Raw genomic sequence first — 26,185 nt, 5'->3', positions numbered from 1 at the left:
TGCAGCCTCCCGAAAGCAGGGGGTGCAATAAACTGTCAGGACTCGTCGGCCATGGCAGTCGCTGAAATGGCTTCCAGGTGCGCGACTCTTTGCCGCAAATCTCTCACCTCATCTGCCATTGCTCCCATCTGACCCTTTAGTTCGGCCAGTGTGCGTGCGAGGTCAGTCGGCGAAAATGGCGGGAAGGAGGCGTCGGCATCTCCGGGCGTGGGAACGGACGCAAAGGGCTCGTTGGTTTCGTCATGGCCATCTTTGTTGGCAAGCTGTGCCGCACCCGCCAGCAGCATGGCGCGCCGGGTGCCGCGTTCGGCCACATCGGTGATGATGGCGATGCCATGATCGGGCCAGAAGTCTTCCGTCTGCTGGAACAGTGTCGCCTCGTCCCATAAATAGGCCGAGCCGGCATGGAAGCCGTCATATTGCACATGCCAGCCCATGGCGCGTTCGTCGGGCGACCAGCGGCCCTTGCGTTCTTTCATCACCTTACGACGGCCATGATCGGCCGAGCGAATGGGGTAATGGCGCAGCAGGAATTTATAGTGGAAATCGATGGCGCCATCGAAATGCGCGATGTGCCCGCCCACGGACACGAGGTCCACCTTCTGCTCGCCTTGCAGCCATGCCTTCGTCTGGACGGAGTGCTCAGGCTGAATGCCATAGTCGAAGAAAAGACCGTCGGCAGTCAGGCCGGCGAGCAGATCTGGCCCTGAGGCCGTCGGTCGGAAATTTAGGAGCGTAAACGGGATGCGATTGGCACCGGCATGTTGGGCGAGCGCCAGTCCCTGCGCCATGGTGAGCCATGGAAAGGGTGGCCGTCGAAGCTCATCGGCATCTGAGTGGATGATCCAGCGGCCGGGGTGAGCGGAGGCAATCATTTCCTTGCGTCGTAGGAGGTTGCGCCATTCATAATTCGCAGCCGGCTCCTCGGGAAAACGTTCGATCGTCACCCGGTCGGCAAACTCGGCCCGGATGCCCTCAAGCAGGTTCCAGCTTCCATCATCAGACCAATTGTCGATGACGTGAACGTCGCAGCCTTGTTCGATCCAGTCGCGCACGACTTGGTCGAGAATGTCCGCCTCGTTATAGGCTGCGATCACGGCGAGAGGACGCACGCCCAGTTCTGCAGGCACTGCCAGCGCGAAGCCATCGTGGACGGTGATGATGGTGGCCAGTTGCATGTCTGCGGTGTTGTCGAGGGTGTAGCCGGCATAGGCGACCGGCAGGCCGGCCTCGGTAAGGCAGGCCGCATATTCCGGCAGCGTCCATTCCCGCACATGGGCAGGGTTGGGAGGTGGACCCATATGGTCCGGGCCCCATGTGCGGGCACGGTCGGGCGTGCTGGTGATGATGATCGCGCCGCGGACATAGCAAGCGGCGAGCAGGGCCAGGAGGTGCGCAGGATCCACGAGGTGCTCGATAACATCGGAGCAGATGATGACGGTGTCGGGTCCGGCTAGCGCGGTAAGGCATAGGCAGTCGGGAGACGAGAAGTCGGCTTCGATCCATTCTCCCCACGCACCGTAGGCTTCCCGACAGGCGACGAGATTGCCGCCAAAATCGACTCCGATGTGTCGCTGAGCAGCGACGTCCCTGAGCTTTTCGCCATTTCCGCAGCCCAAGTCGATGACGGTGCTGCGGCGAGCCTGCCGCGCGAAATAATCAGCGACCTCATAGACCTCGGGTTGATAGACAATCGTGCCGCCCGCAAACTCGGTATCGTCGAAATAGGTGGCCGTGTCGCGGGAGGTGTAGGCCGGATCCAGATGAAGGTTCAGCATGTCCGTCTCTCGATTGCGTTCAGCGCGGCTTCGTTGGGTGGGTCTGCCTGCTTACGTCCGTCTATTTCCGCATGACCATAATTGATCCCGACGATGTGTCGTTCCCGAACAGCATTTGCAGCACGCGCTTCACCTGGCCCATGCCGGCCCGGCTGAATAGAGGGTGCTTACGGCCGTAGAACAGCGAATGAAGATCATGCTGCATCGGGTGGATACGGAAATCGGTAAAGCCCACCCTCCGCGCATGATCCATGATCACGCGCGGAGGCATGTCCCTCTCGGTAACTCCGTAAATCTCCATAGCTTGGACCGACCAAGGTGCCGTCGAATGGCCATCCCCCGGCTCGTGCGTCACCAGCACCCCGCCGGGCTTGAGCGCGGTATATGCGGAGCGGAGGGCTGCCTCGGTATTCTCTGCATGGTGTAAGCTGTCGAAGAAGACCGCACAATCGAACAGGTCAACATGGGGCAGGTCTTCATAATCTGACTCAACGAACATGAGTTCGTCTCCAAGGTTGCTGGCCGCTTTGTTCATATTCGCCAGCTCAATCATATCCTCAGCAATGTCTTGGCCAACGACATGGTAGCCATGTTTCGCGAAGAAGACGCTCGTCCAACCGCTCCCGCATCCAAGGTCCAGAACCATGGCCGGGACGGGGGGCATAAGCGTCATCACCGAGCCGATGGACGCCAAGGTCAGGCCGCAATCGTGGTTCGAGAATGGCTTTTCCAACGAGTGGGTTCGGCCGGCCTCGCCGATTAGCGAGAGGTAGCCCTGTTCTGCTTGTTTGCTCATCTTGCGCCTTATGGGTCATTCCAAGCGCTAGCTTTGTCGGAGGGCGTCGTCAACGCTGACCCCTAGTTAAAACTACAAAGTCTCGAGGGTTTCCGAATTTGGCGATCGCTTTGAAGCTTAACGCGATTCTCTTCGGGTCCGTTCCAATTTTTGGCTAGAATTTGATCAAGGAGGTGCTAGACCCTTGCCTAGAAGATTGCGAGATGCGTAAGTGTGGTGAAAAGTGAAGCAGGATATGATGCATAGCGCCACATAGATGCAAATCTATGTCCAATCGCCGTGCGTCTATTTGTTAGAAATTAGGATAAACTGCAGGCGAAATTATGAATGATATTTCCAGAATATTCGAAAAATTGCGCGATAGTCAGATGAATGACTGGATTGGTGGTTCTGATCCGGAAGTTGTAGGCGATGCTATGGCGGATATTATTCGCCGATTAATACCGTTCGACGAGAATTCCCGAATGCTAGATTTTGGCTGTGGCATCGGTCGAGGCATGCTCGCGCTCTATAAGGAGGGCGTCGTTCCTGCCCAGTCTGTCGGGGTGGACATCATGCCGCCGGTTATTGAGTTCTGTCGCGAGAATATCGAATCCGCTCTTCCCGGCACCAGTTTTGAATTGATTGAGGGTTCTAACGATCACTATGACCGGTTCATCGGTGACGAACCGCGCAAGTCGATTGACCAGTTCACTAAGGATTATGAAGGTCGCTTCACGCACGGCTATGCCTTTTCTGTTTTCACTCATATTGATCGTAAGGACTTTGAGGATGTACTGTCCACCGTCTCGAAGGTGCTGGCTCCCGGCGGAAAGTTCTTGTTTACCTGCTTCACACTCACGCAGTTTTCGCGCTACATGATCGACCGCGAACAACCGGTATTCCCGCTATCCGACAGGGTTCTAGTCGATAATGGTGAAGTTTTGTGGGGGCACAAGAGTGACCCGCTTGCGTTCATCGCCTTCGATAAGAACCTGCTTGAGCAGATGGTATGGAATGCCGGTCTCGCCATCACGAAAGTGGATTATGGATGTTGGATGGGTGGTCAGATTGGTTCTTCGCTTCATGATCTGATTGTGGTGACTAAGCCCCTCCCTCTCGCGACGCAGGAAGAAATTGTTTACACCCCACTGGTTGACAGAAACTCATTTGGTTGAGTGGCATACTGAGCCACATATCTCATGTCATTAACAAGAGAGTTCTATGATTGACGCAATCGACATTTTAGTTCCTGTCTACAAGAACGTCGATCTGGTTAAGGCATGTGTTGATTCTTTAGTGGCGATCAAAGATGAGGTTGCTGCATATCGCCCCAGGATCATTGTGATCAATGATTCTCCAGATGATGTGGCCACATCGCGTTATCTGGAGGAGGCGGCCCAATCCGGACTTATCGATCTGTTGATCGTCAATGAGTGCAATGTAGGGTTCGTGAGAAGTGTAAACACGGGCTTGGCGGAAGCGCGCAAACGCAAGGCTGCTGCGCTGCTCGTGAACAGTGATACAGTCAGCTTCCCGGGTACATTAAAGGAAATAATCGAAGTCGCCAATCTTGACGACCAGATCGGCTTTGTATGTCCGCGCTCTAATAATGCGTCTATCTGTACCTTTCCTCAGAGCCCGCACTATCGGTCTGGTCGCACTACAACGGCCGAGGATTGTTATCAGACCTGGCGGTCAGTCCAAGGCTTCCTGCCTCGCTACACCTTCGCCCCGACGGCTGTCGGTTTTTACATGCTGATCAAGTACAATATTCTCGTAGATTTCGGTGGCCTGGATGAAGAATTCGGCCTTGGCTATGAGGAAGAGAATGACTTCGTCATGCGCGCCAACAAGGTCGGCTTTCGGGCGGTGCTAGCCAACCACGCTTATGCTTACCATGCCGGTTCTGCCTCCTTCATGCTGCAAAACATCAATCTCGACAGCCAGCGGCGAGGAAATTTCCTTAAGATGAAGGAGCGGCATCCCGAGTTTTTGCCGCTTGTTAAAGCGTATGAATCTTCCTCCTCGTACCGCGTGGAGAGGGCGCTTCGTAACTTGGTCCCTGATCAGGACGGCAAGTTAGGGCTCGTGTTGAACTGTCTTGCCATAGGTCCCTATTTTAACGGCACGAATGAACTTGTCGTTAATGTAATTCGGGAGATGGGGAAGGCACGGGACGGCCGTTTCAATGTGACGATTCTCATGGAAGCCGAGGCTGCTGCCTTCTTCGGGCTTGATAAGCTTAAGAACATTCGAATTACAGAGGAAATCATCGATCAATATGCGGTCGCGATCGCCTTTGGTCAGCCTTATGATCTTCATTCCCTCAATGTTTTGGAGGTTCTCGCGCCGATCAATGTCGTTGGGATGCTGGATGCGATCTCGCTCGACTGCGGCTATCTTCGCGTTGAGCAGCAGATGGAGGATGTTTGGGCCTCAACTGTTCGACACTCTAATGGGCTATTTTTCATCAGCGAATTTGGCAAGGAAACGATCCATAGGCGTTTCAAAGTCGGGCCTAGTACAAGAAGTTATGCGCGGCTGCTCTCAACCAAGGTCGCCGATTACGAAGAGCGTTATAAAAACGTACGCGATGGCCAGCGGCACGTCTTTATCGCCGGTAATCATTTCCGCCATAAAGCGTCGAATCGCTGCGCACAGATTCTGTCGAAAGCCTTTCCAAGTCTGTATTTTCACGCCTTAGGCGAGGGCTCCTCTGAGGGCAATGTTCATTATATGAACTCGGGCAATCTCAGTGACGACACGATGATCGATATGATGGCGGGTAGTAGTGTTATCGTGTTGCCCTCATATTATGAGGGGTTCGGGTTTTCGATCATGCACGCTTTAGCGCTGCGAAAGCCGGTGGTCGCTCGCGACATCCCGGCGACGCGCGAAATCATGGCGAGCTTTGCTGCTGTTGAAGGCGTGTTTGTCTATGCCGATGATTCGGAGCTGCCGGATGCCCTTAGCAAGGCGTTGTCGGTAGCTCATTCCCGTGTAGATGATAGTTCGGCAGGAGATTGGGCCGAATGGACCAATGGTCTGCTCGATTTCCTGAGCGATTTGGTGGATCCTGCAGCGGTATATGAGCAGGCTTCCGAGCGGATGAGGGAGCGGGATTGGCTCCGCAGACTCTACCATCTCGAAAAATCATCCGCAGGGGGGGCTATGGCGACATTCTCCTTCGACGAGTTGTCAAGGCTGGATGACTATGCGTTCGTGGAATTTATCTATAAACATATTCTCGGTCGCGAGCCGGATGCAGCCGGCATCACGCACCATCTCACGCTTCTTGCGCAAGGAGCCTCAAGGCAGGGCATTATCAATGCCTTCCTAACATCAGAGGAATACTTGCGTTCAGAGCGGCAGGTTGAATTTTCTGGTCTGAAAAAAAAGAAAAATTTCTGGGCGCGAGTTGGTCGCGCACTCAAGGCATAGTGGGCAAGGCTAAACATGAAGACGGCGATTGTTACTGGTGTTTCCGGCCAGGATGGAGCGTACCTTGCGAAGTTTCTTTTGGAAAAAGGCTACCGCGTTTTTGGGACTTTCCGGCGTACTAGTAGTGTGAATTTCTGGAGAGTGGAGGAGCTTGGGGTCAAGGATCATCCGGGCCTGACGCTCGTTGAGCATGATCTCACGGATATTTCGTCATCCATTCGTCTGCTTGAAAGGTCCGGCGCGGAGGAGGTTTATAACCTAGCTGCACAGAGTTTCGTGGGGGTATCCTTTGATCAGCCGATTACTACAGCGGAAATCACAGGAGTTGGCGTCCTTTATCTCCTTGAGGCAATCCGTTTAGTGAACCCGAAAATCCGGTTTTACCAAGCCAGCACGTCGGAGATGTTCGGCAAGGTCCAGGAAATCCCTCAATGCGAAGAAACGCCGTTTTGGCCCAGAAGTCCATACGGTGTTGCGAAGCTATATGCGCACTGGGCTACCGTCAATTACCGTGAAAGTTTCAATATTTTTGGTGTAAGTGGTATTTTGTTCAATCACGAGAGTCCGCTGCGGGGCAAAGAGTTCGTGACGCGCAAGATCACGGATGCAGTTTCACGTATTAAACTTGGCCAACTGGATTGTCTCAGCCTCGGCAATATTGATGCGAAGCGAGACTGGGGCTTTGCGGGTGATTATGTCGAAGGCATGTGGAGAATGCTTCAGGCGGACGAGCCGGATACCTTCGTTCTTTCGACAGGGAAAACTCAGACAGTTCGCGAGTTCGCTAGAATGGCCTTTAAAGCTGCGGGGATAGATGTAGAATTTTTAGGTACGGCTGAGGAGGAGATTGCGAGAAATACGGCAACCGGAAGGACGGTTTTGCGGATCGATCCTTCTTATTATCGGCCGGCTGAGGTGGATCTACTCATCGGCGACGCTTCGAAAGCGAAGGAAAAGCTGGGCTGGGAGGCACGCATGCCTGTTGCTGAGATGTGCAACTTTATGGTCGAAGCCGATCTGCGACGCAACGAGCGTGGCAATTCGTTCTGATTAGATCGAGGTGGCGATGCCGTCCTTATTGGGTTAATACAAGCATCCTTTCAAGAAATAATGCTTTGGATGGTGGCCAGGTGCGAACACGAAGTAGATGGCTTATGCGATGAGGCGGATATTGATAACCGGCGCAGGGGGGTTTACCGGCCGGGCCTTGGCTAAGGTTCTGGCGGATAAGGGCATGACCTTGATAGGTGTCGGCGCATCCGATCATGCCGAGCACCTCGTCGGTCTGTCTTCTTATCATCAGGCTGATCTTTCGAATGCTGCAGCGCTGACGGCGATATTGCGAGAAGAGTCCCCGGACGGCGTCATTCACCTAGCCGGCATCGCCTTCGTTGGTCATGCGGATATTTCGGCGATCTATGACGTGAACGTCGTCGGAACGCGCAGGCTTTTGCAATCAATCGTCGAGAGCGGTATCGCTTGCGCGTCGGTGATTCTCGCAAGTAGTGCCAATGTCTATGGTAGTGCTCGGGAAGGCGCGCTTGATGAGACGACGCCGCTCAATCCTCAGAATGATTATGCTGTCAGCAAGGTTGCCATGGAGTTTGTGGCGAACGTGTATCGCGAGCGGCTGCCAATTACCATTGCCCGGCCGTTCAATTACACCGGGGTTGGGCAGTCCACCGAATTCCTGATTGCCAAGATCGTTGATCATGCACGCCGCCGCGCGCCTATAATCGAGCTCGGCAATCTTGATGTCGCGCGCGATTTTTCCGACGTCAGAGTTATTGCTGAAGCTTATGCACGGCTACTAAACGCGGCCAGTCCGTCGGGTAGCGTTGTCAATCTGTGCTCCGGACGCTCATATTCTCTCCGCGAAATACTCCATCTAGTGTCTGACCTGAGCGGCCATGAAATGGAGGTTGTAGTGAATCCGGCGCTGGTGCGGCCAAATGAGATAAGGGTTATGAGTGGAGATCCTGCGCGCTTAGAAGCTCTGATCGGGCCGATCGTCTCGCCTTCATTGGAGGAGACACTGGCCTGGATGCTGAAGGATGGCCATTGAGGATCGTCTTGTGTGTTGAAGCCATCACTGTTCGACCAACGGGGATCGGCCGCTACAGCTTGGAATTAGCAAAACGTGTAGGTTTCGATCCTAGAATTTGCGAGGCATCATTTTTGCGCCAGTCACGTTGGATCGCAGATCCGACCGCGCTAATTGAGGGCGAGGTCGAAACAAGGCGGAGGAGGAAGTGGCGTCGTCGCTTTGATGCTTTCATGACGCGGCGGGCGATACGTTCTGCCTTGGTCCATGGCCCCAACTATTTCCTGCCAGATCAGGCAGATACGGGGGTGGTAACTATCCATGATCTGTCAGTCTTCAAATATCCTGAAACCCACCCGACAGAGCGCCTTCAGGATTTCGATCGGCGGTTTAGTCGAACCTTAGCTCGGGCGCCGCAGGTGATTACTGACAGCAAGACGATGCGCGGAGAGATCATCGCTTTTTCCGGCCTGCCACCAGAAAGAGTTAGCGTTGTTAATCTCGGCGTATCTGACGAATTCACGCCGCATCTGTCCGATGTTTGCAGTTCAACTTTGAAAAAATACGGCCTGACTTATGCCCGATATGCATTGTCTGTCGCGGCCTTTGAACCGCGCAAAAAGTTCCTTGAGCTTGTAGCGGCCTATCGCCTGCTGCCCCTGCACATTCGCCTGCGTTATCCGCTAGTCATCGCGGGTGGCGCCGGATGGTGCAACGAACGAGCTTTCGAAGAGGTCAGCCGTGCTCAGGCAGAAGGATGGGTCCGCATGCTCGGCTATGTGCCGGAGGCTGACTTGCCATATCTTTATGCGGCGTCTTCGCTGTTTCTCTACCCTTCGATTTATGAAGGCTTTGGCTTACCTCCTATAGAGGCCATGGCATCCGGCGTTCCCGCGATCGTCTCGGACCGTTCTTGCCTATCAGAGGTCACCGGGGGGGCAGCTTTGCAAGTCGATCCCGACGATATCGAAAAGTTCTCTGTCGCGATTGAACGCGGATTGACCGATGACTTATGGCGAACCAAGGCTATAGAAGCTGGGCTGAGAGTGGCTAAGTCTTATAGCTGGAAGCGCTGCGTTAAAGAGACTGTTGATGTATATCAGATATTTTGGAATCGGTAATATGAATGCTGCGTCCGGATACGGGCGCGCGCGTTCCTTAGTTGGGTTGTTCGGCGCGGCTTCCCTTGCCGCGTTTCTGCCTGGATGCGCGGTTTTGCCTGCGGCAGGCCCATCTCGTGGTGCAATCACGCACGCGGCGGATGGTGCAGTCGCAGATTCTAAAATCAAGATTGTAGATGTGACCAGTGATGTTGCGCAAAGGTTACTCGACGCAAATCATTCACCGGGTTTTGATGAGGTTTTCGGTCAAGGTATAGTGCCAGGGATGATTGTGAATCGCGGGGACACCCTCGATATCGCGATATGGGAGGCGCCACCAGCTGTGCTTTTCGGCAGCTTTGCGGGTGCCCAGTCTTCGGAACCTCAACGCGGGGTCACGCAAGCACAAGGATCGGCATTGCCGGAACAAATGGTGAGCCACGCTGGCACAATCAGCGTCCCATTCGTTGGCAGTGTGTACGCAGCCGGACGTACCACGGATGATATTGCGAGTGATATTCGGAGTGGCCTTCAAGGAAAAGCTCACGATCCTCAAGTTATTGTACGTTTATCTCAAAACTTTACATCCAGCGTTACGGTGGTTGGGGAGGTGTCAAACAGTATTCGGATGCCTTTGACTGCAAAGGGTGAGCGTCTTCTGGATGCTCTTGCGAGTGCTGGTGGTGTTCGCCAACCTGTCGGCAAGATGACGATCCAGGTCACTCGAGGTGCGATTGTGAGCGCGATGCCCCTCGATTCGGTCATCCGGGACCCGGCGCAAAATGTGCGGTTAAGGTCTGGCGACGTAGTTACTCTGTTATTCCAGCCTTATAGCTTTACAGTCCTTGGCGCAGCACGAGCAAACCAGGAGATTGTTTTTGAGGCGACCGGGTTGACCTTGTCACAGGCTCTCGGCCGAATGGGTGGTCTTGATGACCAGCGGGCCAATCCCCAAGGCGTCTTCATTTTCCGTTTTGAAGATATTGGGACAATCACTGAGGCTGAGCGGCATGAGTTCATAACCACTAAGGATGGCAAAGTGCCTATCATCTACCGCGTCAATATGAAAAACCCTTCAACGCTTTTTGTCGCTCAGTCCTTTCCCATTAGAGACAAGGACATCATTTACGTCAGCAACGCGCCGCTCGTCGATTTCTCAAAATTTCTGCAGGCCGTTTCCCAGATCGTTTATCCGATCGCCACGATTCAGAATACGAATATTTTTTAACTAATCAGCCGATTGCGATGAAGGACAAATCCCGCGTTTCCTATCTTTTAGATGTAAGTCGATTGGTGTGGCGGGCCTGGCGTGGGCAGTTACCAACTGGCATCGATCGAACCTGTCTGGCCTATGTGCGTCATTACCGGCGCGACGCGCGTGCGGTCGTGCAGCGTGGGAATTTCACACGGATACTGTGTGCTGATGCGTCAAGGCGCTTATTCGATTGTTTGCTAGCGCCGGGTCGGGAGAAGAAAGCGGCCCTGCTTCACTTGGCTGCTTCCGCATTTTTAACGTCTCGTGCGAACGATGTACAAGCGCAATTCTATCTCAACGTGGGGCATACAGGTTTGGATCGGGCTGGACATATGGCATGGATCGCCCGTACCAGCGTCAGGCCGATTTATTTCGTGCACGATCTCATCCCTCTAACTCATCCGGAATATTGTCGGTCCGGCGAGCCTGAAAAGCATCTCAAGCGCATGACGTCTCTGCTGACCCACGGAGCAGGGATTATCGCGAACAGCGGTGATACACTTGATCAACTGGCGATCTTCGCTGGGCACCAGAAGCCGCTGGATATGGTTCCTACACTGGTAGCGCTCCTTGGTGCAGACGGGCAGTACAGTACCGAAATGGCAAGCAGTGGAGACTGGGTCCTACCCGCCCGCCCTTATTTCGTGTTACTCGGCACAATTGAGGGGCGAAAAAACCATCTGCTCATCCTCAATATCTGGGCGGAGATGGTGCGCCGGCTGGGGGCGGAATGTCCTCTTCTTATCATTATCGGCCGTCGCGGCTGGGAGTGCGAGCAGGTCGTCGATATGCTGGAGCGCTGTGAGGTGCTCCGAGGCCACATCGTCGAACTGCCACACTGCTCCGACGCGCAACTTAGCGCCTATCTCGTCTCCGCAAGGGCATTGCTGTTTCCGTCCTTCGCAGAGGGCTATGGGCTCCCGTTAGTTGAAGCACTGAGCCATGGCACCCCCGTCCTCGCAAGCGATCTGGCGGTTTTTCGTGAGGTGGCAGGCGACGTTCCAGATTACCTCAGTCCGATCGACGGCCTCGGCTGGATGCGAGCTATTGAGGATTATACCGTTGATGGTAGTGTCGCGCGATCCGCTCAGGTCGAGCGGATTTCCGGGTGGACCGCTCCGACGTGGCAAGCGCATTTCGACTTGGTCGATTGCTGGCTTGCTCAACTCAACTGACGATCCCGTCGACCGGGGCAGACGCCCAATGGCTAATTCGATCGCCGACAAGCCGTTCTACCGCTGATTCGACCAGAGTATGGACGGCGCTCTCGCTAGCGAGGCCGCCGTAGATCAGGCAGCGGTCATAGAGCACGCGCCGAAACGCGTCGTAAATGGCGCGGTCCGGCGCATGGGGGCGAGCCCAGAAATCATCGAGCCGGCCCTGATGGGTAATGCCCATGATATTATAGATCGCCTTACCAAGCGCTATTGTCGGTATACCGGCCGCAAGCGCCAGCGTCGCAGATGTGCTGTTTACCGTCACCATCCCGCAGCTACTCACGGCGAGCTTCGAGAGATCGCCGCCATCTATATGAACAATCCGGTCTGTCACGCTGCAGCGGCGAGCTAGTTCGGCAATCCGGCCGCGCCAGTTGGTGAAACTGGCGTCGAGTGGATGCTCCTTGATGACAAGCAATGCGTTGGACGGGGCGCGGTGGGCGAAGCTGTAAATCACATAGTCGACCGCTTCCACCATGTCTTGGAAGGGAGAGTGCTCGCGGATCTGATAATCGTTAGATAACTGAAGCGGGAACAAGAAATAGGGCTGCCGGTCCAGACTATCGACCAGCTTTGCGGTCCGTCTCGATTCTCGGTTTTCGGTAGCGAAGCGCCGCAGCCATCCCAGCCCCTCCAAAAAGAGAGATCCTCGACGGTGGGACTGATAGAATGGGAAAAGTGGGCGGGTGAGAAAGACACGCGAATAATAGTAGAAGGCATCACGAGCGCGTCGCCTGAAGCTCGCAGTGATTGCCGGGCGATCGGGTAAGAGCGGCAAGCTGCGCGCTTCTTCTAGATACCATTTGGGATCGCGTGGAAGCGAGGAGTGGCCGTTGACACCGCTCGGTTCTAGGGTGAGCCAATCGGGTCGGATATAGCCTTCCTCGAAGACGTGCACATCGATCTTGCGCAAATGCGCCATGCGGTGTGCTGCAACATGCAGAGGACGGCAATCGCCGAACAGAATAACATCTGTGATTGCATTGTCACTCAGGAAGCGGTCAATGAAAAGCGTCCATTTGCGGCGGGTGCCGCGGTAGTTGGTGGCCTCTCCCGTCCAATCGGCCTGATCGCCTCCGTTCAGATTGATGCGAAAGATGCCACACTCCAGTTCACGGAGGCGCTCGGACAATTGCCAAAAAAATGGTCCAGGAGGGCCCTGAAGGAAGAGAAAATTTCGATGGGGGATCGGTTCGAACTTCATTGCCCGTTCGGTAACTGTTTCATTGCTCGTTTAGTCCACCCTAAGAAGCGGCGCATCGGCACCAGTGCATCATTCTGACGTTTAACACCAGAGAGTAAACGCATGATCATTATTTCGGCATTACATGGGAGGTTGGTTAAGGGATCGAGATAGCGAGGATAGACGAGTAGTACGGCAGCAGCGAGTGCATCACGCGTGCAGCCGGGCCGTCGTCGATCAGGCGTCATTGCGAGGTCGCGCGTGAGTCCCCATCCGGCGAAGAAGGGAACGCCATGCGTGGTTACAGTTTTGCATTGCAGCAAGGCTTCAAAACCTGCGAGGGAAGTCATCACATGAACCTCATCCACCATGCCTATTAGCGCGCTTATCGGACTCGAAGGGTCGATAGAATCGGCGATCGCAAGGGCCTCTCTTTTCGGGATGGCGCCTTTGCGATGGCCGGCCTCGACATCAGGATGGGGGCGATAGACAAGATGAGCATCCGGCGCGAGCGCGCGCACGCGACGCAGCAAATCGAAATTGGAGCGGACCGTTGGACTACCGAAAAGCACCGACCGGTCGTCCTCAACTTGGCCCACTACCAAAATGTGGCGTTTTGTGCCGCCCGGGCGAGGCAGCGCGCTGCCAGTGCTAATGCCATATTTGCTAATGCCCTCCCGCACCAGCCAATTGCGTAAAGCCCGGGCACGGGTTAGCAAATCGGTCGAAAAATCGTCTGAAGCTAGCATCGCTTCCAGACGGCAAGGACGTGTAGGGTCGTAATGGACGCCCAAATCGTCGACAACGATGGACAACGGGGGTACGCAATCCGCGCCGAGACCGGCGGACCGAATGAAGCCATCTTCCACCTCAAGCACGCGCCACGGGCCGGAGTCGAGCGCAGCGAGGAAGTCAGCGGGCACGCGCGACTTCCACACGGCTACAGACGCGCCTTTGGGTAGCCGATTGAGCTCAGCCAGATGGGAGGACCGGAAAGGCACGGGCCTCCCGCCCCAGAGCAAGGGGTCCACCGTATCGCGCTTCCAATGCGCGAAACCGAATGCCGCGGCGATCGGGCGGTTGGCGTCGATCAAGCGCCGCCAGCTCGCCAGCGTTTCGATCAAATCGAGTGCGCTGGTTGGCTGGCCGGTGAACGGGTCTGCGTAGGCGACGTTCTGCACTAGATGCCGCTCAACCAAAGCGGCGATGATGGCCTCAGTCTCGGGGGCGCCGGGCGCGCGGTCGGCAAGCGCAGCGAACGCGCCTTCACCGTTAAGGCAAACGCGCTTGCCTGCGATGGCGCTGAGCAGCATCAGCGGATCGTCGGCGGACCCTGTCACGCTTTCTTGTGCGATTGTCCAAGGATCGTCCGGCGCCCAGAACGGACCACCGACGCGATGTTGTCGCAGGGCCGCGAGGATTTGCTCCGCGGTTGCCGAGCGGACATGGCTCTCGCCCCCCGCAGCGCTGAGGACGACCGGATAGGGTTTTCCGCCGGGAAAAGGAGGAACGGCGAGGATCGTCTGTGCGGCGAGCGTCATGGGCGATGCACTTTCTCCAGCCAGCCCGTCGGCGGCTTGGGCACGGCGGCGTGGGGATCGGCACGCATCGCTTCGATCACGCGGTTTAGCCAGGGCGACAGGAGGGCCATGTCGGGATTATGACGGGAGGCCACCCCTGTGACCAGACTGGAGGGGCCGGAATAAACCGCAAACAGCGTATCGGCGCTGGTCTTCGGAACGAGGCGGTCGAGATCGCCTTGGACGAACAACACAGGGACCTTGATGGCCTTCAACGCCTCCCGATTGTCCCATCGATCCGGGATGAAGGCGCGGCTGATCTTTGGCGCGGCGGCAGCAATGCGAACGAAAACGCTCATCGCGATCACGCCAGCGATATCCGGTTCTCTTGCTGCGGCATGAAGCGCCACGGAAGAGCCCAGCGAATGGCCGATCAACCAGACGCGCGCGCCGGGCCCGGCCAGATCCCTCGCCTTTGCGATGAACGCGCTCGCATCGGTCATCAGGCCGTCTTCGCTCGGTCGGCCCGGATTGGCGCCGAAGCCGCGGTAAGACGCAGCCAGAACCGCATTGCCTGTCCCGGCCAGATGCTGGGCAGCATTCGCATTCATTTCGGCATTCCAGTTGCGGCCGTGGAACATGACGAAGATGTCGGGGTCGCCCGGCGCGCCCGGCCAGTAATAGCCGGTGAGTGCGAGATGATCCGTCGTGGTGACGCTGATGGTCTGGGGTGGCGCGCCGTCCCATTGGGTCACGCCGGCTTTGTTATGGGGAGAATAGAGGACGTCGCGAGACAAAGACGCACAGCCCGGCGTCATCCCCAGCAACGCCAACAGCACCATGGTCTGCCGCGCACGCCCCCGCCTGGTATGGCACGGCTTGCCCGGACGATCCTGTGTCTCGCGCACGATCCTCACCTAGGGCAAGGCGCGCGCGCTGAGAATCCCTTCGACCAGCGGAACGTCGCTGCGGTTGTTCACCTCTACGATGGGATAGCCTTGTTCCTCAAGCGTGACGACCGAGACCGGTATGCCCGCGACGAGGAAGCGCAACTGTTCGAGGCCCTCGACTGCCTCCAGCATCGTCGGCCCCAGCGCGACATAGCGCTCAAGCGCGGCGCGGCGATAGGCGTAGAGGCCAAGATGGAGCAGGACGGGCATGTCCTCGTCCGGCATGCGGCCGTCCGGCAGATAGGGGAGGATGCGCTTGGAAAAGTACAGTGCTTCGGAACGGTTGTTGACCACGACGGTGGTGCCGCCGACCCGGCCTTGCGCGGCATCCTCGGCAAGGTGGCGATAGGTTTCGGCCGAGCAACGCACCGCGACGGTCGCGACCTGCGCCTCCGAATTGGCGTTCATATGGTCGATCAGGGCAGTGACGAAAGCCGGCGGGGTGAGCAGCGCATCGCCCTGGAAGTTGACGAGGAGTTGCGCATTGGGCAGCGCGTCGAGGCAGGCCGCCACCCGCTCGGTGCCATTGCCGCAGCTTTCCGGCGTCATCAGCCACTGGCCGCCAAAGCCATCGACTTCGTCGGTGATCCGCCTGTCGTCCGTCGCGACGACGACGGCCGCGTCTCCGCAGACGGCGAGTGCGCCATCATGGCTCCACCCAATGAGCGTCTTCGTGATGCCATCAGGGCCCATGATGGGCGCCAGCGGTTTGCCGGGATAACGGCTCGATCCATAGCGGGTCGGGATAATGATGACGGTCCGGGCATCAGCCAGGGCAGGGCGCTCACTCATACGGCTTCCCGTCGTCTAATCTCGGGCCGAATGCAAGCCGGGTTCCATCAGCCTCGCGGTCAATCTGGGCGTGACGTTGACCGGCGATCATGGCGCACCCGCTCAGGGCGCGAGATCGTGAATATGCGCTATGCCGACGGGCTTTGCGCGGTCATCCTGCGCCGTGACGAACAGCACCGTGATCTTGGCATCGTTCATGAGGGTGAGAACTTCTTCCACCAGCGTGCCCACGGGCACAGTGATGGGGGCGCTGGTCATGATATCGGCCGCACGGGCGGTAAGCACATGGTCGAAGGCGCGGCGCAAATCGCCATCGGTGATGATGCCGACCAACGAGCCATCATCGGACAGGACGCCCGCCACGCCCTTGCCGCCGCTTGTCATCTCGAAAACCACGTCGCGCATCGGCGCGTCCCAGCGAACCAGAGGAAGCGGGTCGTTGACGTTGATCACTTCTTCGATCGGCGCGAGGCGGGAGCCGATGTCTCCGCCGGGATGCCATTGGGCAATATCGGTCCGCGTGAGGCCGCGACGCTCCATGGCCGCCATGGCCAGTGCGTCGCCAAGCGCCAACATCATCGTGGTGGAGGTCGTCGGCGCAATCCGCACCGGACAGGCCTCTGGCGCGTTGGGCAGTTGCAGGACGATATCGGCTGCGACGCCCAGCGGCGAATGACGCCGCGAGACGATGCCGATAACTTGCACGCCCCGCCGCCCGGCATAAGTGAGCAGCGGGCGCAATTCCGGCGAAAAGCCGCTGTTGGAGAGAATGATCAGCACATCGCCTTGGCTCAGCATCCCCAGGTCGCCATGGGCTGCTTCCCCGGCGTGAAGAAAGAAGGAGGACGTGCCGGTCGCAGCAAAGGTCGCTGCAATCTTGCGGGCAATATGCCCGGACTTACCGACGCCTGCGACGACGACACGGCCGGGCGTATTCAGGATGACGTTGACGGCATCCGAAAAGGACTGATCGAGCGACGCAGCCAAGGCTGCGAGACCAGCGGCCTCTTGCGTGATAACGGAAAGGCCCGCCTCGAGCGTTCTTTCATGGTCTACCCGGGAAGGGTGAAAGGAACGCGGGTGAACAGTAGCCATGTCGACGGAATTTCCCTGATTTGCGCTTTGGGCTAGCTTTGGCTGCGCTTTCGCGCAACTCATTTTTGCACCGCAACAACTCATCGCTTTCTCAGAACAACTGGCCTTAGCAAAGCGATGATTTAAAGTTTTAACACCAAGGCTCTTAACAACCTGTTCCGTCTACTTTAGCGCATTCGCTCCACTCCGGCTCTCGTCGCGAATCGTCCGGAATTCTGCGGTTGAGAACCAGTTGGGCCACACGTCGCTCTGCGCCAGTTCGCGGCCGATGCGATAGTGAAGCTGGAGATCGCTTGCCGCGCCGGCCCAGGTCCAGCGGGGATCATATTCGTCCTGCGGCTTGTGATAGCGGTGCACCGTGTAATCTTCGGCCGCGGCCTGGCCGGCCGTCACGCCGCCATCCACCAGGTCCTCGCCGCTCTCGGCATACAGCATGGGCACGCCCTGCTTGGCGAAGCTGAAATGGTCGGAGCGGTAGAAGCTGCCTTTTTCCGGCGCCGGCTCGGGCTTGATGACGCGGCCCGCATCCTTGACGGCGCGTTCGAGGAACAGCTCCAGCTCGGATTTGCCGCCGCCGATGACCACCACGTCGCGGGTCGGGCCCGCCATGTTCAGCGCATCCATGTTGATGCCACCCACCGTCCGCGCGAGCGGGAAGACGGGGTTCTCGGCATAATAAGCCGAACCGAGCAGGCCGGCTTCCTCCGCCGTCACGGCGAGGAACACCAGGGTGCGCGCAGTGGGTCCGGCGTCACGGTGAGCCTTGGCCAGCGCAATCAGTGCGGCCGTGCCCGTCGCGTTATCGACCGCGCCATTGCAGATGTCGTCGCCATCGATCGGTTCGCATCGGCCCAGATGATCCCAGTGCGCGGTGTAGAGCACATAATCATCGGGCCGGCTGGTGCCGGGGAGGATGCCGATCACGTTGCGCGAGCGTTGGCGGCGGATCGTATTGTTGATGGTGATGCTGGCCTTGAGGTCGCCTAGGGGGACCGCCCGGAAGCCCGAGCGCTTGGCCGCGGCGCTGAGCGCTGCGAAATCCTTGCCGGCCGCAGCGAAGACGCGCTTGGCAGCATCGAGCGTCAACCAGCCGGCCGCGGCCGACTGATCCATATGATCGCCCGGCACATCGATGTTGAGCTGCGGCCCGGTCCAGGAGGAGACGACCACGTCCCATGGATAAGCGGCCGGGAATGTCTCGTGAACGATCAGCGCGGCAGCGGCGCCTTGCCGCGCGGCTTCCTCATATTTGTAGGTCCAGCGGCCATAATAGGTCATGGCGCGACCCTCGAAGGGACCGTCGAGACCTTCCATCTCGTAATCGGGATCGTTGACGAGGATAACCACAGTTTTGCCGCGTACATCAACGCCGGCATAATCGTTCCAGCCCCGCTCGGGCGCGTTGATGCCGTAGCCGACGAACACCATGTCGCTGGCCGCCACCGTGCTGGCCGGCACCACCCGATAGGTGCCCGCGACCATATCCGTCTTGTAGGCGAGGTTGATGGCGGTTTTTGCCCCGGCGATCCGCAAGGTCATGTCCGGCGAGGGTGTCAGTTCGACCAGCGGCACGTCCTGCGTCCAGCTTCCCTTGTTGCCGGGTTTCAGGCCAACCTTGCGCATCTGGGCGATGAGATAGGAGACGGTCTTTTCCTCGCCAACAGTCCCGGGGGCGCGCCCTTCGAAAGCGTCCGAGGACAGGGTGCGCGTGACGCTTTTGAGCAGGTTGATGTCGATGAGGCGGCCGGGTTGCGGAGCCGGAAGGATGAAGTCGGATGTCGGCGTCTGGGCGATCGGCGCGGGCGCTGTCGTCGCACTGCTCTGCACAACGTCTCGGGAATGACATCCTGCCAAGGCAATGAGCGGTAAGGCGAGCAGGGCAAGAACGGGGCGCATGACAGAGCTTTCAAATTGTTAGCCCTCCTCATGGCATCGCCTCCGGGTGCGTTCAAGCGGCAGGGCGCCGGTTCAGAATAATGAAAAAAGGCGGCCCGTTGCCGGACCGCCTTTTTTTGAAATCTGCCTGAGAGGCCGATCGATCAGCGCGAGTAGAACTCGACGACCAGGTTCGGCTCCATCTTCACCGGATAGGGCACCTCGTCCAGCGTGGGCACGCGGGTATAGGTGATCTTGGTGGCGCCATCGGGGGCGAGATAGTCGGGGATGTCGCGCTCGGGCAGGCTCTGGGCCTCGAGAACGAGCGCCATTTCCTGCGCCTTCTTGCCGAGCGTGATCTCGTCGCCCGGCTTCACCAGACGCGACGCGATGTTGCACTTCACGCCGTTCACATAGATGTGGCCGTGCGAGACGATCTGGCGAGCCGAGAAGATCGTCGGCGCGAACTTGGCGCGGTAGACAACCGCGTCCAGACGACGCTCGAGCAGGCCGATGAGGTTCTGGCTGGTGTCGCCCTTCATGCGGCTGGCTTCGATGTAGCTCTTCTTGAACTGCTTCTCGGTCACGTCGCCATAATAGCCCTTGAGCTTCTGCTTGGCGCGCAGCTGGATGCCGTAGTCGGACATCTTGCCCTTGCGGCGCTGGCCGTGCTGACCGGGGCCATATTCACGCTTGTTGACCGGGCTCTTGGGGCGACCCCAGATGTTCTCGCCCATGCGACGGTCGAGCTTGTACTTGGCGCTTGTGCGCTTCGTCATGATGACTTTCCTTCAATTGCGAACAACGTCTGCCGCGCCCTGAAAGGGTTTGGCGTCGATCCCGGTCTTTCGCCTGACACTCATTTTCAGAGGCAGGGCCGCCGCTGCACCGGGGTGCGGGGCCGATTGCGAAGGCGCGCCTATGGCGGGCGAGGGGCGGAAAGTCAAGGTGCCGTCGCGGTGGCGGTCTTTCGCGCGGGGGGTGTGGTCAGGCGCGGAAGCTCCGGCCCCACGCCGTCATACAGCAGGCGCAGGGTAGGGGAGGCCTGGACGATGCGCCAGCAGCCCCAACTGAGTGCCATGGTGAGCGCGGTGATCACGCCCGCCTTTACGACCACCGGCATCGGGATGTGCTGGCCGAGGACGACGAGACCGGCCGTAATGGGCAGATGGACGAGATAAATCACGAAGGCCCCGCTCACCAGCGCCTGCACCGCCGGGCTTGGCCTGTCGGCCAGTCGCTTCATCGCGGCAATGAGGGCCTGCGTCATGGTGATCGCCGCGATGGCGCCGATGAACCGCTCGGTCATCGGATGCACGTCTCGTCCGATCTGGAGGTAGAGCAGGGTGGCGGCGAGGGCGATGAGCGCAAGCAATGCGGAAGGCTTGTGCAGTTCTGCGCGGAACTGGGGGGCGCGGCAGACCAGCCAGCCGAGCGCGAACCACGGCGCGAACTGGATCAACTGGTCGATCCGCAGGATTTGCTGGGGCAGGTTGGTGGCAAAACCCCAGGCATAGAAGAGCTCGATGGCCCCGACCTGCCAAGCGCCGATCACGACGCCGAGGCCGATCACGGCCGCTGCCATATGCCGGCCCAGCCAGTCATCGATACGCGTGGGAAGCATAGCCTGCCCGGCGCGCGGCGCGAGATGGCAGAGCAGGGCGGCCGCACCGCAAAGATAAAGCAGCACGATGATGAACCACAAATGCCGCACCCAATATCCGCCGGATTGCAGGCTGTTCTTCTCCAGCGAGCCCAAAGCGCCCCAGAGGCTGAAATTGGAGAGTTCGCAGAACAGGTTTAGCAGTGGATTGAGGGTGAACAGCGCCGCGATGAAGGGCAGGCCGAGGCGGATCAGGCGGTTCTTCATCCACGCGCCGGGCGCGCGGCGCATCAGTAGCAGCGCGGCGAAATAGCCAGCGATCACGAAGAAGGCCGGCATTCTGAACAGGTGGATGATCCCAGCGATCCACGTGAAGATGAGATCACCTTCGCCCGCATTAACGATCCACACGTCATTGGCGCGGTAGGCCATGGCGACATGATAGGGAATGCCGAGCAGCATGAGCAGGGCGCGCATGGCGTCCCAATGATGTTCACGACCCGAAACGTCTGTTCTCATTCTTCTTCCTGACGCGCACCAGCCTTGAACAAGAAAGCGCTCGGGCACCAGAGCGGTGGCACGGCTGGCCGCGATGGCAGGGAGGTTCGTCGGTTTTGACCCGCAAGATGGCGGCAATGGGCCGGTCGCTCGGTGTCGGCTTCCCTGATTGTCAGCGGGGACGCGGATTGGCCAGCGCGGAGAGAACGCCGCGCAGGGTGCGCACTTCGAGGCTGTTCCAGCCGGGCTTGGTGAGCACGCCGCGCAGGGTGCGCCGTGTCGCCGGGGCGCGATCGGGCGGGTAGAAATAGCCGGCTTGCTCCAGCATTCCATCGAGCTGGGCGATCATGCCCTCCAGCTCTTCCTGGGGCGCGGGGGGCAGCAGGTCGGTGTGGGTCGGCTGGCTGAGCGCCGCCTGCTTGGACCATTCATAGGCGCACAGGATGACGGCCTGCGCGAGGTTGAGCGAGCCGAACTCCGGGTTGATCGGCACCGTGAGGATGGCCCGGGCAAGCGCGACATCGTCGGTTTCGAGCCCGGAACGCTCCGGGCCGAAGACGATGGCACTGCGCCCCTGCGCAAGGTGGATATCCCGCGCGGCTTCTTCCGGCGTCACGACAGGCTTGGTCACGCCGCGCTTGCGCACGGTGGTGGCATAGACATGCGGACAGTCCGCGACGGCATCGGCCAGCGTTTCAAAAACCTGTGCGTTGGCCAAAACCTCGTCCGCGCCCGCGGCTGCGGGGCCTGCCGCCGGATTGGGCCAACCATCGCGCGGGGTAACCAGCCGCATCTCGGTCAGCCCAAAATTGAGCATCGCCCGCGCCGCCTTGCCGATGTTCTCGCCGAGTTGAGGGCGCACGAGGACGATGACGGGGCGTGGGGAAAGCGCGCCTGGCTCATCCGCCTCCTCCGTTCGCCCTGAGCGAAGTCGAAGGGCCGAGCCGAGCGTTGGCGAGGCTGGTGCACTCACAGACACGGAAGCCTCCTTAAGCCCCTGCCAGTCTCCAGCGATCAAGGCTTCCTTCTTCCTGCGCGACCAGCCCTTGATCTGAAGCTCGCAAGCCAGTGCTTCGGCACGCGTGGCGAACTGCTTCGACCACATGAGTTCAAGCGGGCGCCGGTCGGCGGTATAGCCTTGGACCTCGCCAGACTGATGCTGGGCGAAGCGCAGATCCAGATTGTCCGTGTGACCCGTATAGTAGGTGCCATCAGCGCAGCGAAGGATGTAGGTGTGGAAACTCATCTCTCTTCAGATCTCGTTTCGCTCGATCATGCCCTTCGACTTCGCTCAGGGCGAACGGAAGGTGGGAAACCTCTCTTAGGGGAGGCCGCACCGCTGGAAACTCTAGGACTGCTCAGTACGAACGCAGGTACAGCTACTCAGGGCGACGTGGTGCCTCACTCCCGGCCAACCTCACGGATCGACCCCGCAAAGGACTCAAAATCCTTCGCCTCGGTAAAATCACGATAGACGCTGGCGAAGCGGATGTAGGCAACGCTGTCCAGGCCCTTGAGGCCTTCCATCGCCAGTTCGCCGATGCGGGCGGCCGGGACTTCCGTCTCGCCGCTGGTTTCGAGCTGGCGCTGGATGCCGGAGACCAGCCGCTCGATGCGCACCGTGTCGATTGCCCGTTTGCGGCAGGCGATTTCGATGGAGCGCGCGAGCTTGTCCCGGTCGAAGGGCTCGCTGGTGCCGTTCGATTTCGCGACGGCGATGTCGCGCAGCTGGATGCGCTCGAAGGTGGTGAAGCGCGCGCCGCAGCCTTCGCACTGGCGGCGGCGGCGGATCGCGGCGCCGTCCTCGGTGGGACGGCTGTCCTTCACCTGGCTGTCTTCATGGGCGCAATAAGGACAGCGCATTTAGCGGCGAATCCTCTGCCAGAAGGCGATACCGGCGCCGGCCACGAGGCCGAGCGGCAGCGAGACCACCGGCAGGACCAGCCCGGCCACCGCGCCAATCGCGGCACCTGTCAGCACTGGCTTGGTGGAGGGATGGGCAAGCCCCTGCTTGGCCATGCCGGTGGCTTCCGCCTTGGCGCGCTGGGCGATATCGTCGGGCTTGCTCATCGGTCGCGGTCCTTGCTCAGTAGATCGGGAAGGCGGCGGTGAGGGCCTTCACCTTCTCGCGCACATGCGCCTCGATCTGGCCATCGCCTTCATCGCCATTGCGACGCAGGCCCTCGACCACTTCGGCGATCCAGCCGCCGATCTGGCGGAACTCCGCCTCGCGGAAGCCGCGCGTCGTGCCCGCCGGCGTGCCGAGGCGCAGGCCGGAGGTGACGAAGGGGCTCGCCGTGTCGAACGGCACGCTGTTCTTGTTGCAGGTGATATAGGCGCGATCCAGCGCCTTCTCGGCGGCCTTGCCGGTCGTGTTGCGCGAGCGCAGGTCGATCAGCATCAGGTGATTGTCCGTGCCGCCCGAGACGACGGCCACGCCGGCATCAGCGAGACTGGCGGCCAGCGCCTTGGCATTGGCGACGATCTGGTGGGCGTAGGCCTTGAATTCCGGCTGCAGCGCCTCGGCGAAGGCGACGGCCTTGGCGGCGATGACATGCACCAGCGGACCGCCCTGCAGACCGGGGAACACAGCCGAGTTGAACTTCTTGGCGAGCGCCTCGTCATTGGTGAGGATGATGCCCGAGCGCGGGCCGCGCAGCGACTTGTGCGTCGTCGTCGTCACGACATGGGCGTGCGGGAAGGGCGAGGGATGCGCGCCACCAGCGACGAGGCCGGAGAAGTGCGACATGTCGACCAGCAGATAGGCGCCCACTTCATCGGCAATCGCCCGGAAGGCCGCGAAGTCCCACACGCGCGGATAGGCCGTGGCGCCCGCGATGATCAGCTTGGGCTTGTGCTCGCGGGCCTTGGCGATCACCTCGTCCATGTCGAGCAGCTGGTCTTCCTTGCGCACGCCGTAGGACACGCAATTGAACCACTTGCCGGACATGTTGACCGGCGAGCCGTGGGTGAGGTGGCCACCCGCGGACAGATCGAGGCCCATGAAGGTGTCGCCCGGCTGGAGCAGCGCAAGGAACACCGCCTGGTTCATCTGGCTGCCGCTATTCGGCTGCACATTGGCGAAGTCGCAACCGAAGAGCTTCTTGGCGCGCTCGATGGCGAGGTTCTCCACCACGTCGGCCCACTCGCAGCCACCATAATAGCGCTTGCCGGGATAGCCCTCGGCATATTTGTTGGTAAACACGCTGCCGGTTGCTTCCAGCACCGCCTTGCTCACGATGTTCTCGGAGGCGATCAGCTCGATCTTGTCCTGCTGGCGCTTGAGCTCGCCCTGAATGGCGGCGAACACCTCCGGATCGGCGTCCGCAAGGCCGGTCGAGAAAAAGCCCTGAGCGCGGATGGCGGGCTGGTTGTCGAGATCGGCAGCGGCTGGCGAGGCAGTCATGAGCGGATGTTCCTTGTTATCAGACGTCTGTGTTCAACGGATCGGGCGCGGCATCACGCCGTCGTGGCGAGCGCCGGCGGATTGCCGAGCTTACCGACGCGACGAGCGTGGCGATCGCCGCCGAAATCGGTGGTGAGGAAGGCGGTAAGGCAGGCCTTGGCCATTTCCGGGCCGATCAGGCGGGCGCCCATCGCGATCACGTTCGCATCATTATGCTCGCGCGAGAGCTGGGCGGAGAGCGGCTCGCTCACCAGCGCGCAGCGGCAGGCCGGATCGCGATTGACTGCAATGGAAATGCCGATGCCCGAGCCGCACAGCGCGACGCCGCGCTCGGCGCGGCCGGCCGCAATCTCTGCGGCCAGCTTGTAGCCATAATCGGGATAGTCGACGCTCTCGCCCGCGGCCGGGCCAAGATCGTTCACATCATGACCCTGCTCGCGCAGCCAATCGGCCAGCGCGGCCTTGAGGTCGGTTGCGGCATGGTCGGAAGCGATGGCGATATGCATGGCAGAAGGTCCCCGGCCCAACTCTGAATCTGAACGAGTCGGCTTTGCGCCGCTATCTAGTATCCGCAGGCCCAGAATGCCACCGTGGATTGCGTGGCCGCGCGGCTGGCGCTATCGGGCGGCCATGAGCGGGACCATTCTCTCCATCCTCATGCTCGCCGGCATCGCGCTGGGCGTGGGCGGCATCTACATGATCGGCTGGCGGCACGATGCCAAGCGCGGCTGGCTGATGATTGTCGCGGCGATGGTGATGTTCATGAATGTGACGATCTGGACGATCCCGGTGGCGGAGCCGGGTGCGGCGGGCGTAGCGAACGCCGCGGAGTAAGCGTTGCCTGAAGTCCAAAGCTGACTGGTTGCAGGTCGGCCGGCATTATATGCCTAGCCATTCCAGTCCGCCTTTGAGTTCGTCTGCCGAGTAATCGATCTGTAACACGCGCCGATGTCCCGCGGACTTTTTGGCGGCGGAAGCGTGTAGAATGGGCGTGGCGTAAGCCCAGACATCGCCAGCTTGAGCTAGGCAGGCCCGCACCCCACATTTCTGAACGACGTTATCATACTGGGTTATGGGAAGCCGGCCGGCGCGATGTGAGCCTGGCGCAACCAGAAGTGGCGCATTGTCTTCTGGAACATCATCGATGTGGCAGCGTAGGGTCAGCATCCGTTCAAGGAGGGCGAAGGGCGGCTCAACATGTTGCATCCCGCTTTTCTTGCTCCAAGGGCCATAGCCTTCGACCTCCAATCGGCGTTGCACGCATATTGTCCGATCTTGATGCCACGCGAGCGACCAATTCGTCTCGTTGGTTTTGTCGAACAGGATCGCTCGAACCGGTTGGCAGCGCTCTCCGAGAACCGAAGCGGCCAAAGATCCTACTGGTCCTGTGGATGCCAAAAGAGGCCGGAGGCCCGCTACGTTACGAAGACGCAAGCCGGCTTGCCCTCCGGGAAGCGTGCTCAATATTTCGCAAATTTCTCCAAGGCAATTTGAAGCGGCGCCATGAAAATGCTCGGCGCCGTCTCTTGCGAGTGTGAGGGAAAAGGGCTCTGCAGGTTGCGTCATAAGTTCAGATCATCGCTAAAGCATCAGGCAGCCGGGGCAGATGCGGCAACAACTTTAGTCCCCGACGAGCGCATTGTCGGGTGC

At 59.2% G+C, this 26,185-nt stretch carries 24 protein-coding genes; 8 read left to right on the top strand and 16 right to left on the bottom strand.

Going from position 1 to position 26,185, the window contains the following annotated elements:
• Nucleotides 1–35: 35 nt before the first annotated feature.
• Together M2341_RS11405 and M2341_RS11400 are read right to left on the bottom strand one after the other, a co-directional pair.
• The gene (locus M2341_RS11405) at nucleotides 36–1,778 is read right to left on the bottom strand and encodes a methyltransferase domain-containing protein (protein WP_264585314.1); all 1,743 of its coding nucleotides are present in this window, start codon (nucleotides 1,776–1,778) and stop codon (nucleotides 36–38) included.
• Between the two features lie 61 nt (nucleotides 1,779–1,839).
• Nucleotides 1,840–2,574, bottom strand: coding sequence for a class I SAM-dependent methyltransferase (locus M2341_RS11400; RefSeq protein WP_264585313.1), 735 nt, complete (start codon nucleotides 2,572–2,574; stop codon nucleotides 1,840–1,842).
• Between the two features lie 323 nt (nucleotides 2,575–2,897).
• Here M2341_RS11400 and M2341_RS11395 point away from each other — a divergent pair, with 323 nt between their 5' ends.
• The 7 genes from M2341_RS11395 to M2341_RS11365 all read left to right on the top strand — a co-directional run bounded on the left by M2341_RS11395 (nucleotide 2,898) and on the right by M2341_RS11365 (nucleotide 11,571).
• A complete protein-coding gene (locus M2341_RS11395; protein WP_264585312.1) occupies nucleotides 2,898–3,731 on the top strand; it encodes a class I SAM-dependent methyltransferase in 834 nt (277 codons plus the stop codon).
• Nucleotides 3,732–3,777: 46 nt separating this feature from the next.
• A complete protein-coding gene (locus tag M2341_RS11390) occupies nucleotides 3,778–5,997 on the top strand; it encodes a DUF4214 domain-containing protein (protein WP_264585311.1) in 2,220 nt (739 codons plus the stop codon).
• A 15-nt stretch (nucleotides 5,998–6,012) separates the two neighbouring features.
• Nucleotides 6,013–7,047, top strand: a complete 1,035-nt coding sequence (gmd, locus tag M2341_RS11385; RefSeq protein ID WP_264585310.1) for a GDP-mannose 4,6-dehydratase — start codon at nucleotides 6,013–6,015, stop codon at nucleotides 7,045–7,047.
• A 97-nt stretch (nucleotides 7,048–7,144) separates the two neighbouring features.
• A complete protein-coding gene (locus tag M2341_RS11380) occupies nucleotides 7,145–8,062 on the top strand; it encodes a GDP-mannose 4,6-dehydratase (protein WP_264585309.1) in 918 nt (305 codons plus the stop codon).
• Complete coding sequence (locus tag M2341_RS11375) at nucleotides 8,059–9,162, top strand: glycosyltransferase family 4 protein (protein WP_264585308.1); 1,104 nt, start codon at nucleotides 8,059–8,061, stop codon at nucleotides 9,160–9,162. Before M2341_RS11380 ends, M2341_RS11375 begins: the two co-directional genes overlap by 4 nt.
• Nucleotides 9,134–10,369 carry a polysaccharide biosynthesis/export family protein gene (locus M2341_RS11370; RefSeq protein ID WP_264585307.1) on the top strand — a complete coding sequence of 412 codons (1,236 nt, stop codon included), beginning with the start codon at nucleotides 9,134–9,136 and terminating at the stop codon, nucleotides 10,367–10,369. Before M2341_RS11375 ends, M2341_RS11370 begins: the two co-directional genes overlap by 29 nt.
• A gap of 17 nt (nucleotides 10,370–10,386) precedes the next feature.
• Nucleotides 10,387–11,571: a glycosyltransferase family 4 protein gene (locus tag M2341_RS11365; protein ID WP_264585306.1), complete on the top strand. Its 1,185-nt coding sequence runs from the start codon at nucleotides 10,387–10,389 to the stop codon at nucleotides 11,569–11,571.
• Here the strand turns inward: M2341_RS11365 and M2341_RS11360 are convergent.
• The 13 genes from M2341_RS11360 to rpiB form a co-directional block, all read right to left on the bottom strand.
• Nucleotides 11,564–12,817, bottom strand: coding sequence for a capsule biosynthesis protein (locus M2341_RS11360; protein ID WP_264585305.1), 1,254 nt, complete (start codon nucleotides 12,815–12,817; stop codon nucleotides 11,564–11,566). The two genes, M2341_RS11365 and M2341_RS11360, sit on opposite strands and share 8 nt — an antisense overlap.
• The gene (locus M2341_RS11355) at nucleotides 12,814–14,337 is read right to left on the bottom strand and encodes a hypothetical protein (protein WP_264585304.1); all 1,524 of its coding nucleotides are present in this window, start codon (nucleotides 14,335–14,337) and stop codon (nucleotides 12,814–12,816) included. Before M2341_RS11355 ends, M2341_RS11360 begins: the two co-directional genes overlap by 4 nt.
• Nucleotides 14,334–15,224 (bottom strand): alpha/beta hydrolase, encoded by an 891-nt coding sequence (locus M2341_RS11350; protein WP_264585303.1) that lies wholly within the window; start codon nucleotides 15,222–15,224, stop codon nucleotides 14,334–14,336. The genes M2341_RS11355 and M2341_RS11350 overlap by 4 nt, the downstream gene beginning before the upstream one ends.
• 9 nt (nucleotides 15,225–15,233) lie before the next feature.
• Nucleotides 15,234–16,058 carry a 3-deoxy-manno-octulosonate cytidylyltransferase gene (locus M2341_RS11345; protein WP_264585302.1) on the bottom strand — a complete coding sequence of 275 codons (825 nt, stop codon included), beginning with the start codon at nucleotides 16,056–16,058 and terminating at the stop codon, nucleotides 15,234–15,236.
• 102 nt (nucleotides 16,059–16,160) lie between these two features.
• Nucleotides 16,161–17,045 carry a KpsF/GutQ family sugar-phosphate isomerase gene (locus M2341_RS11340; protein WP_319801052.1) on the bottom strand — a complete coding sequence of 295 codons (885 nt, stop codon included), beginning with the start codon at nucleotides 17,043–17,045 and terminating at the stop codon, nucleotides 16,161–16,163.
• 270 nt (nucleotides 17,046–17,315) lie between these two features.
• On the bottom strand, nucleotides 17,316–19,049 hold the full coding sequence (locus M2341_RS11335; protein ID WP_264585300.1) for a M28 family metallopeptidase: 1,734 nt from the start codon (nucleotides 19,047–19,049) through the stop codon (nucleotides 17,316–17,318).
• 143 nt (nucleotides 19,050–19,192) lie between these two features.
• Entirely contained in the window at nucleotides 19,193–19,807 is a 615-nt protein-coding gene (gene rpsD, locus M2341_RS11330; RefSeq protein ID WP_181560017.1) for a 30S ribosomal protein S4, read from the bottom strand.
• Nucleotides 19,808–19,971: 164 nt separating this feature from the next.
• On the bottom strand, nucleotides 19,972–21,150 hold the full coding sequence (locus M2341_RS11325) for an acyltransferase family protein (protein ID WP_264585299.1): 1,179 nt from the start codon (nucleotides 21,148–21,150) through the stop codon (nucleotides 19,972–19,974).
• Between the two features lie 151 nt (nucleotides 21,151–21,301).
• Nucleotides 21,302–22,375, bottom strand: a complete 1,074-nt coding sequence (locus M2341_RS11320) for a TrmJ/YjtD family RNA methyltransferase (protein ID WP_264585298.1) — start codon at nucleotides 22,373–22,375, stop codon at nucleotides 21,302–21,304.
• A gap of 155 nt (nucleotides 22,376–22,530) precedes the next feature.
• Nucleotides 22,531–22,992 (bottom strand): transcriptional regulator NrdR, encoded by a 462-nt coding sequence (gene nrdR, locus M2341_RS11315; RefSeq protein WP_181560014.1) that lies wholly within the window; start codon nucleotides 22,990–22,992, stop codon nucleotides 22,531–22,533.
• Nucleotides 22,993–23,199: a hypothetical protein gene (locus M2341_RS11310; RefSeq protein WP_264585297.1), complete on the bottom strand. Its 207-nt coding sequence runs from the start codon at nucleotides 23,197–23,199 to the stop codon at nucleotides 22,993–22,995.
• 16 nt (nucleotides 23,200–23,215) lie between these two features.
• Nucleotides 23,216–24,535 (bottom strand): serine hydroxymethyltransferase, encoded by a 1,320-nt coding sequence (gene glyA, locus M2341_RS11305; RefSeq protein WP_264570689.1) that lies wholly within the window; start codon nucleotides 24,533–24,535, stop codon nucleotides 23,216–23,218.
• A gap of 53 nt (nucleotides 24,536–24,588) precedes the next feature.
• Nucleotides 24,589–25,041 (bottom strand): ribose 5-phosphate isomerase B, encoded by a 453-nt coding sequence (rpiB, locus tag M2341_RS11300; RefSeq protein WP_264585296.1) that lies wholly within the window; start codon nucleotides 25,039–25,041, stop codon nucleotides 24,589–24,591.
• Between the two features lie 124 nt (nucleotides 25,042–25,165).
• On the opposite strand from rpiB, the gene M2341_RS11295 reads away from it, so the two are divergent.
• A complete protein-coding gene (locus M2341_RS11295; protein ID WP_181560011.1) occupies nucleotides 25,166–25,369 on the top strand; it encodes a hypothetical protein in 204 nt (67 codons plus the stop codon).
• Between the two features lie 45 nt (nucleotides 25,370–25,414).
• Here M2341_RS11295 and M2341_RS11290 read toward each other — a convergent pair whose 3' ends face one another.
• Entirely contained in the window at nucleotides 25,415–26,101 is a 687-nt protein-coding gene (locus M2341_RS11290) for a phytanoyl-CoA dioxygenase family protein (RefSeq protein ID WP_181560010.1), read from the bottom strand.
• Nucleotides 26,102–26,185 lie beyond the last annotated feature (84 nt).

Source organism: Sphingobium sp. B7D2B, assembly GCF_025961895.1.
Taxonomy (GTDB): Bacteria; Pseudomonadota; Alphaproteobacteria; order Sphingomonadales; family Sphingomonadaceae; genus Sphingobium.
Note: the sequence above shows the minus strand (reverse complement) of the source record. Positions and strands in the feature narration are given on the sequence as shown.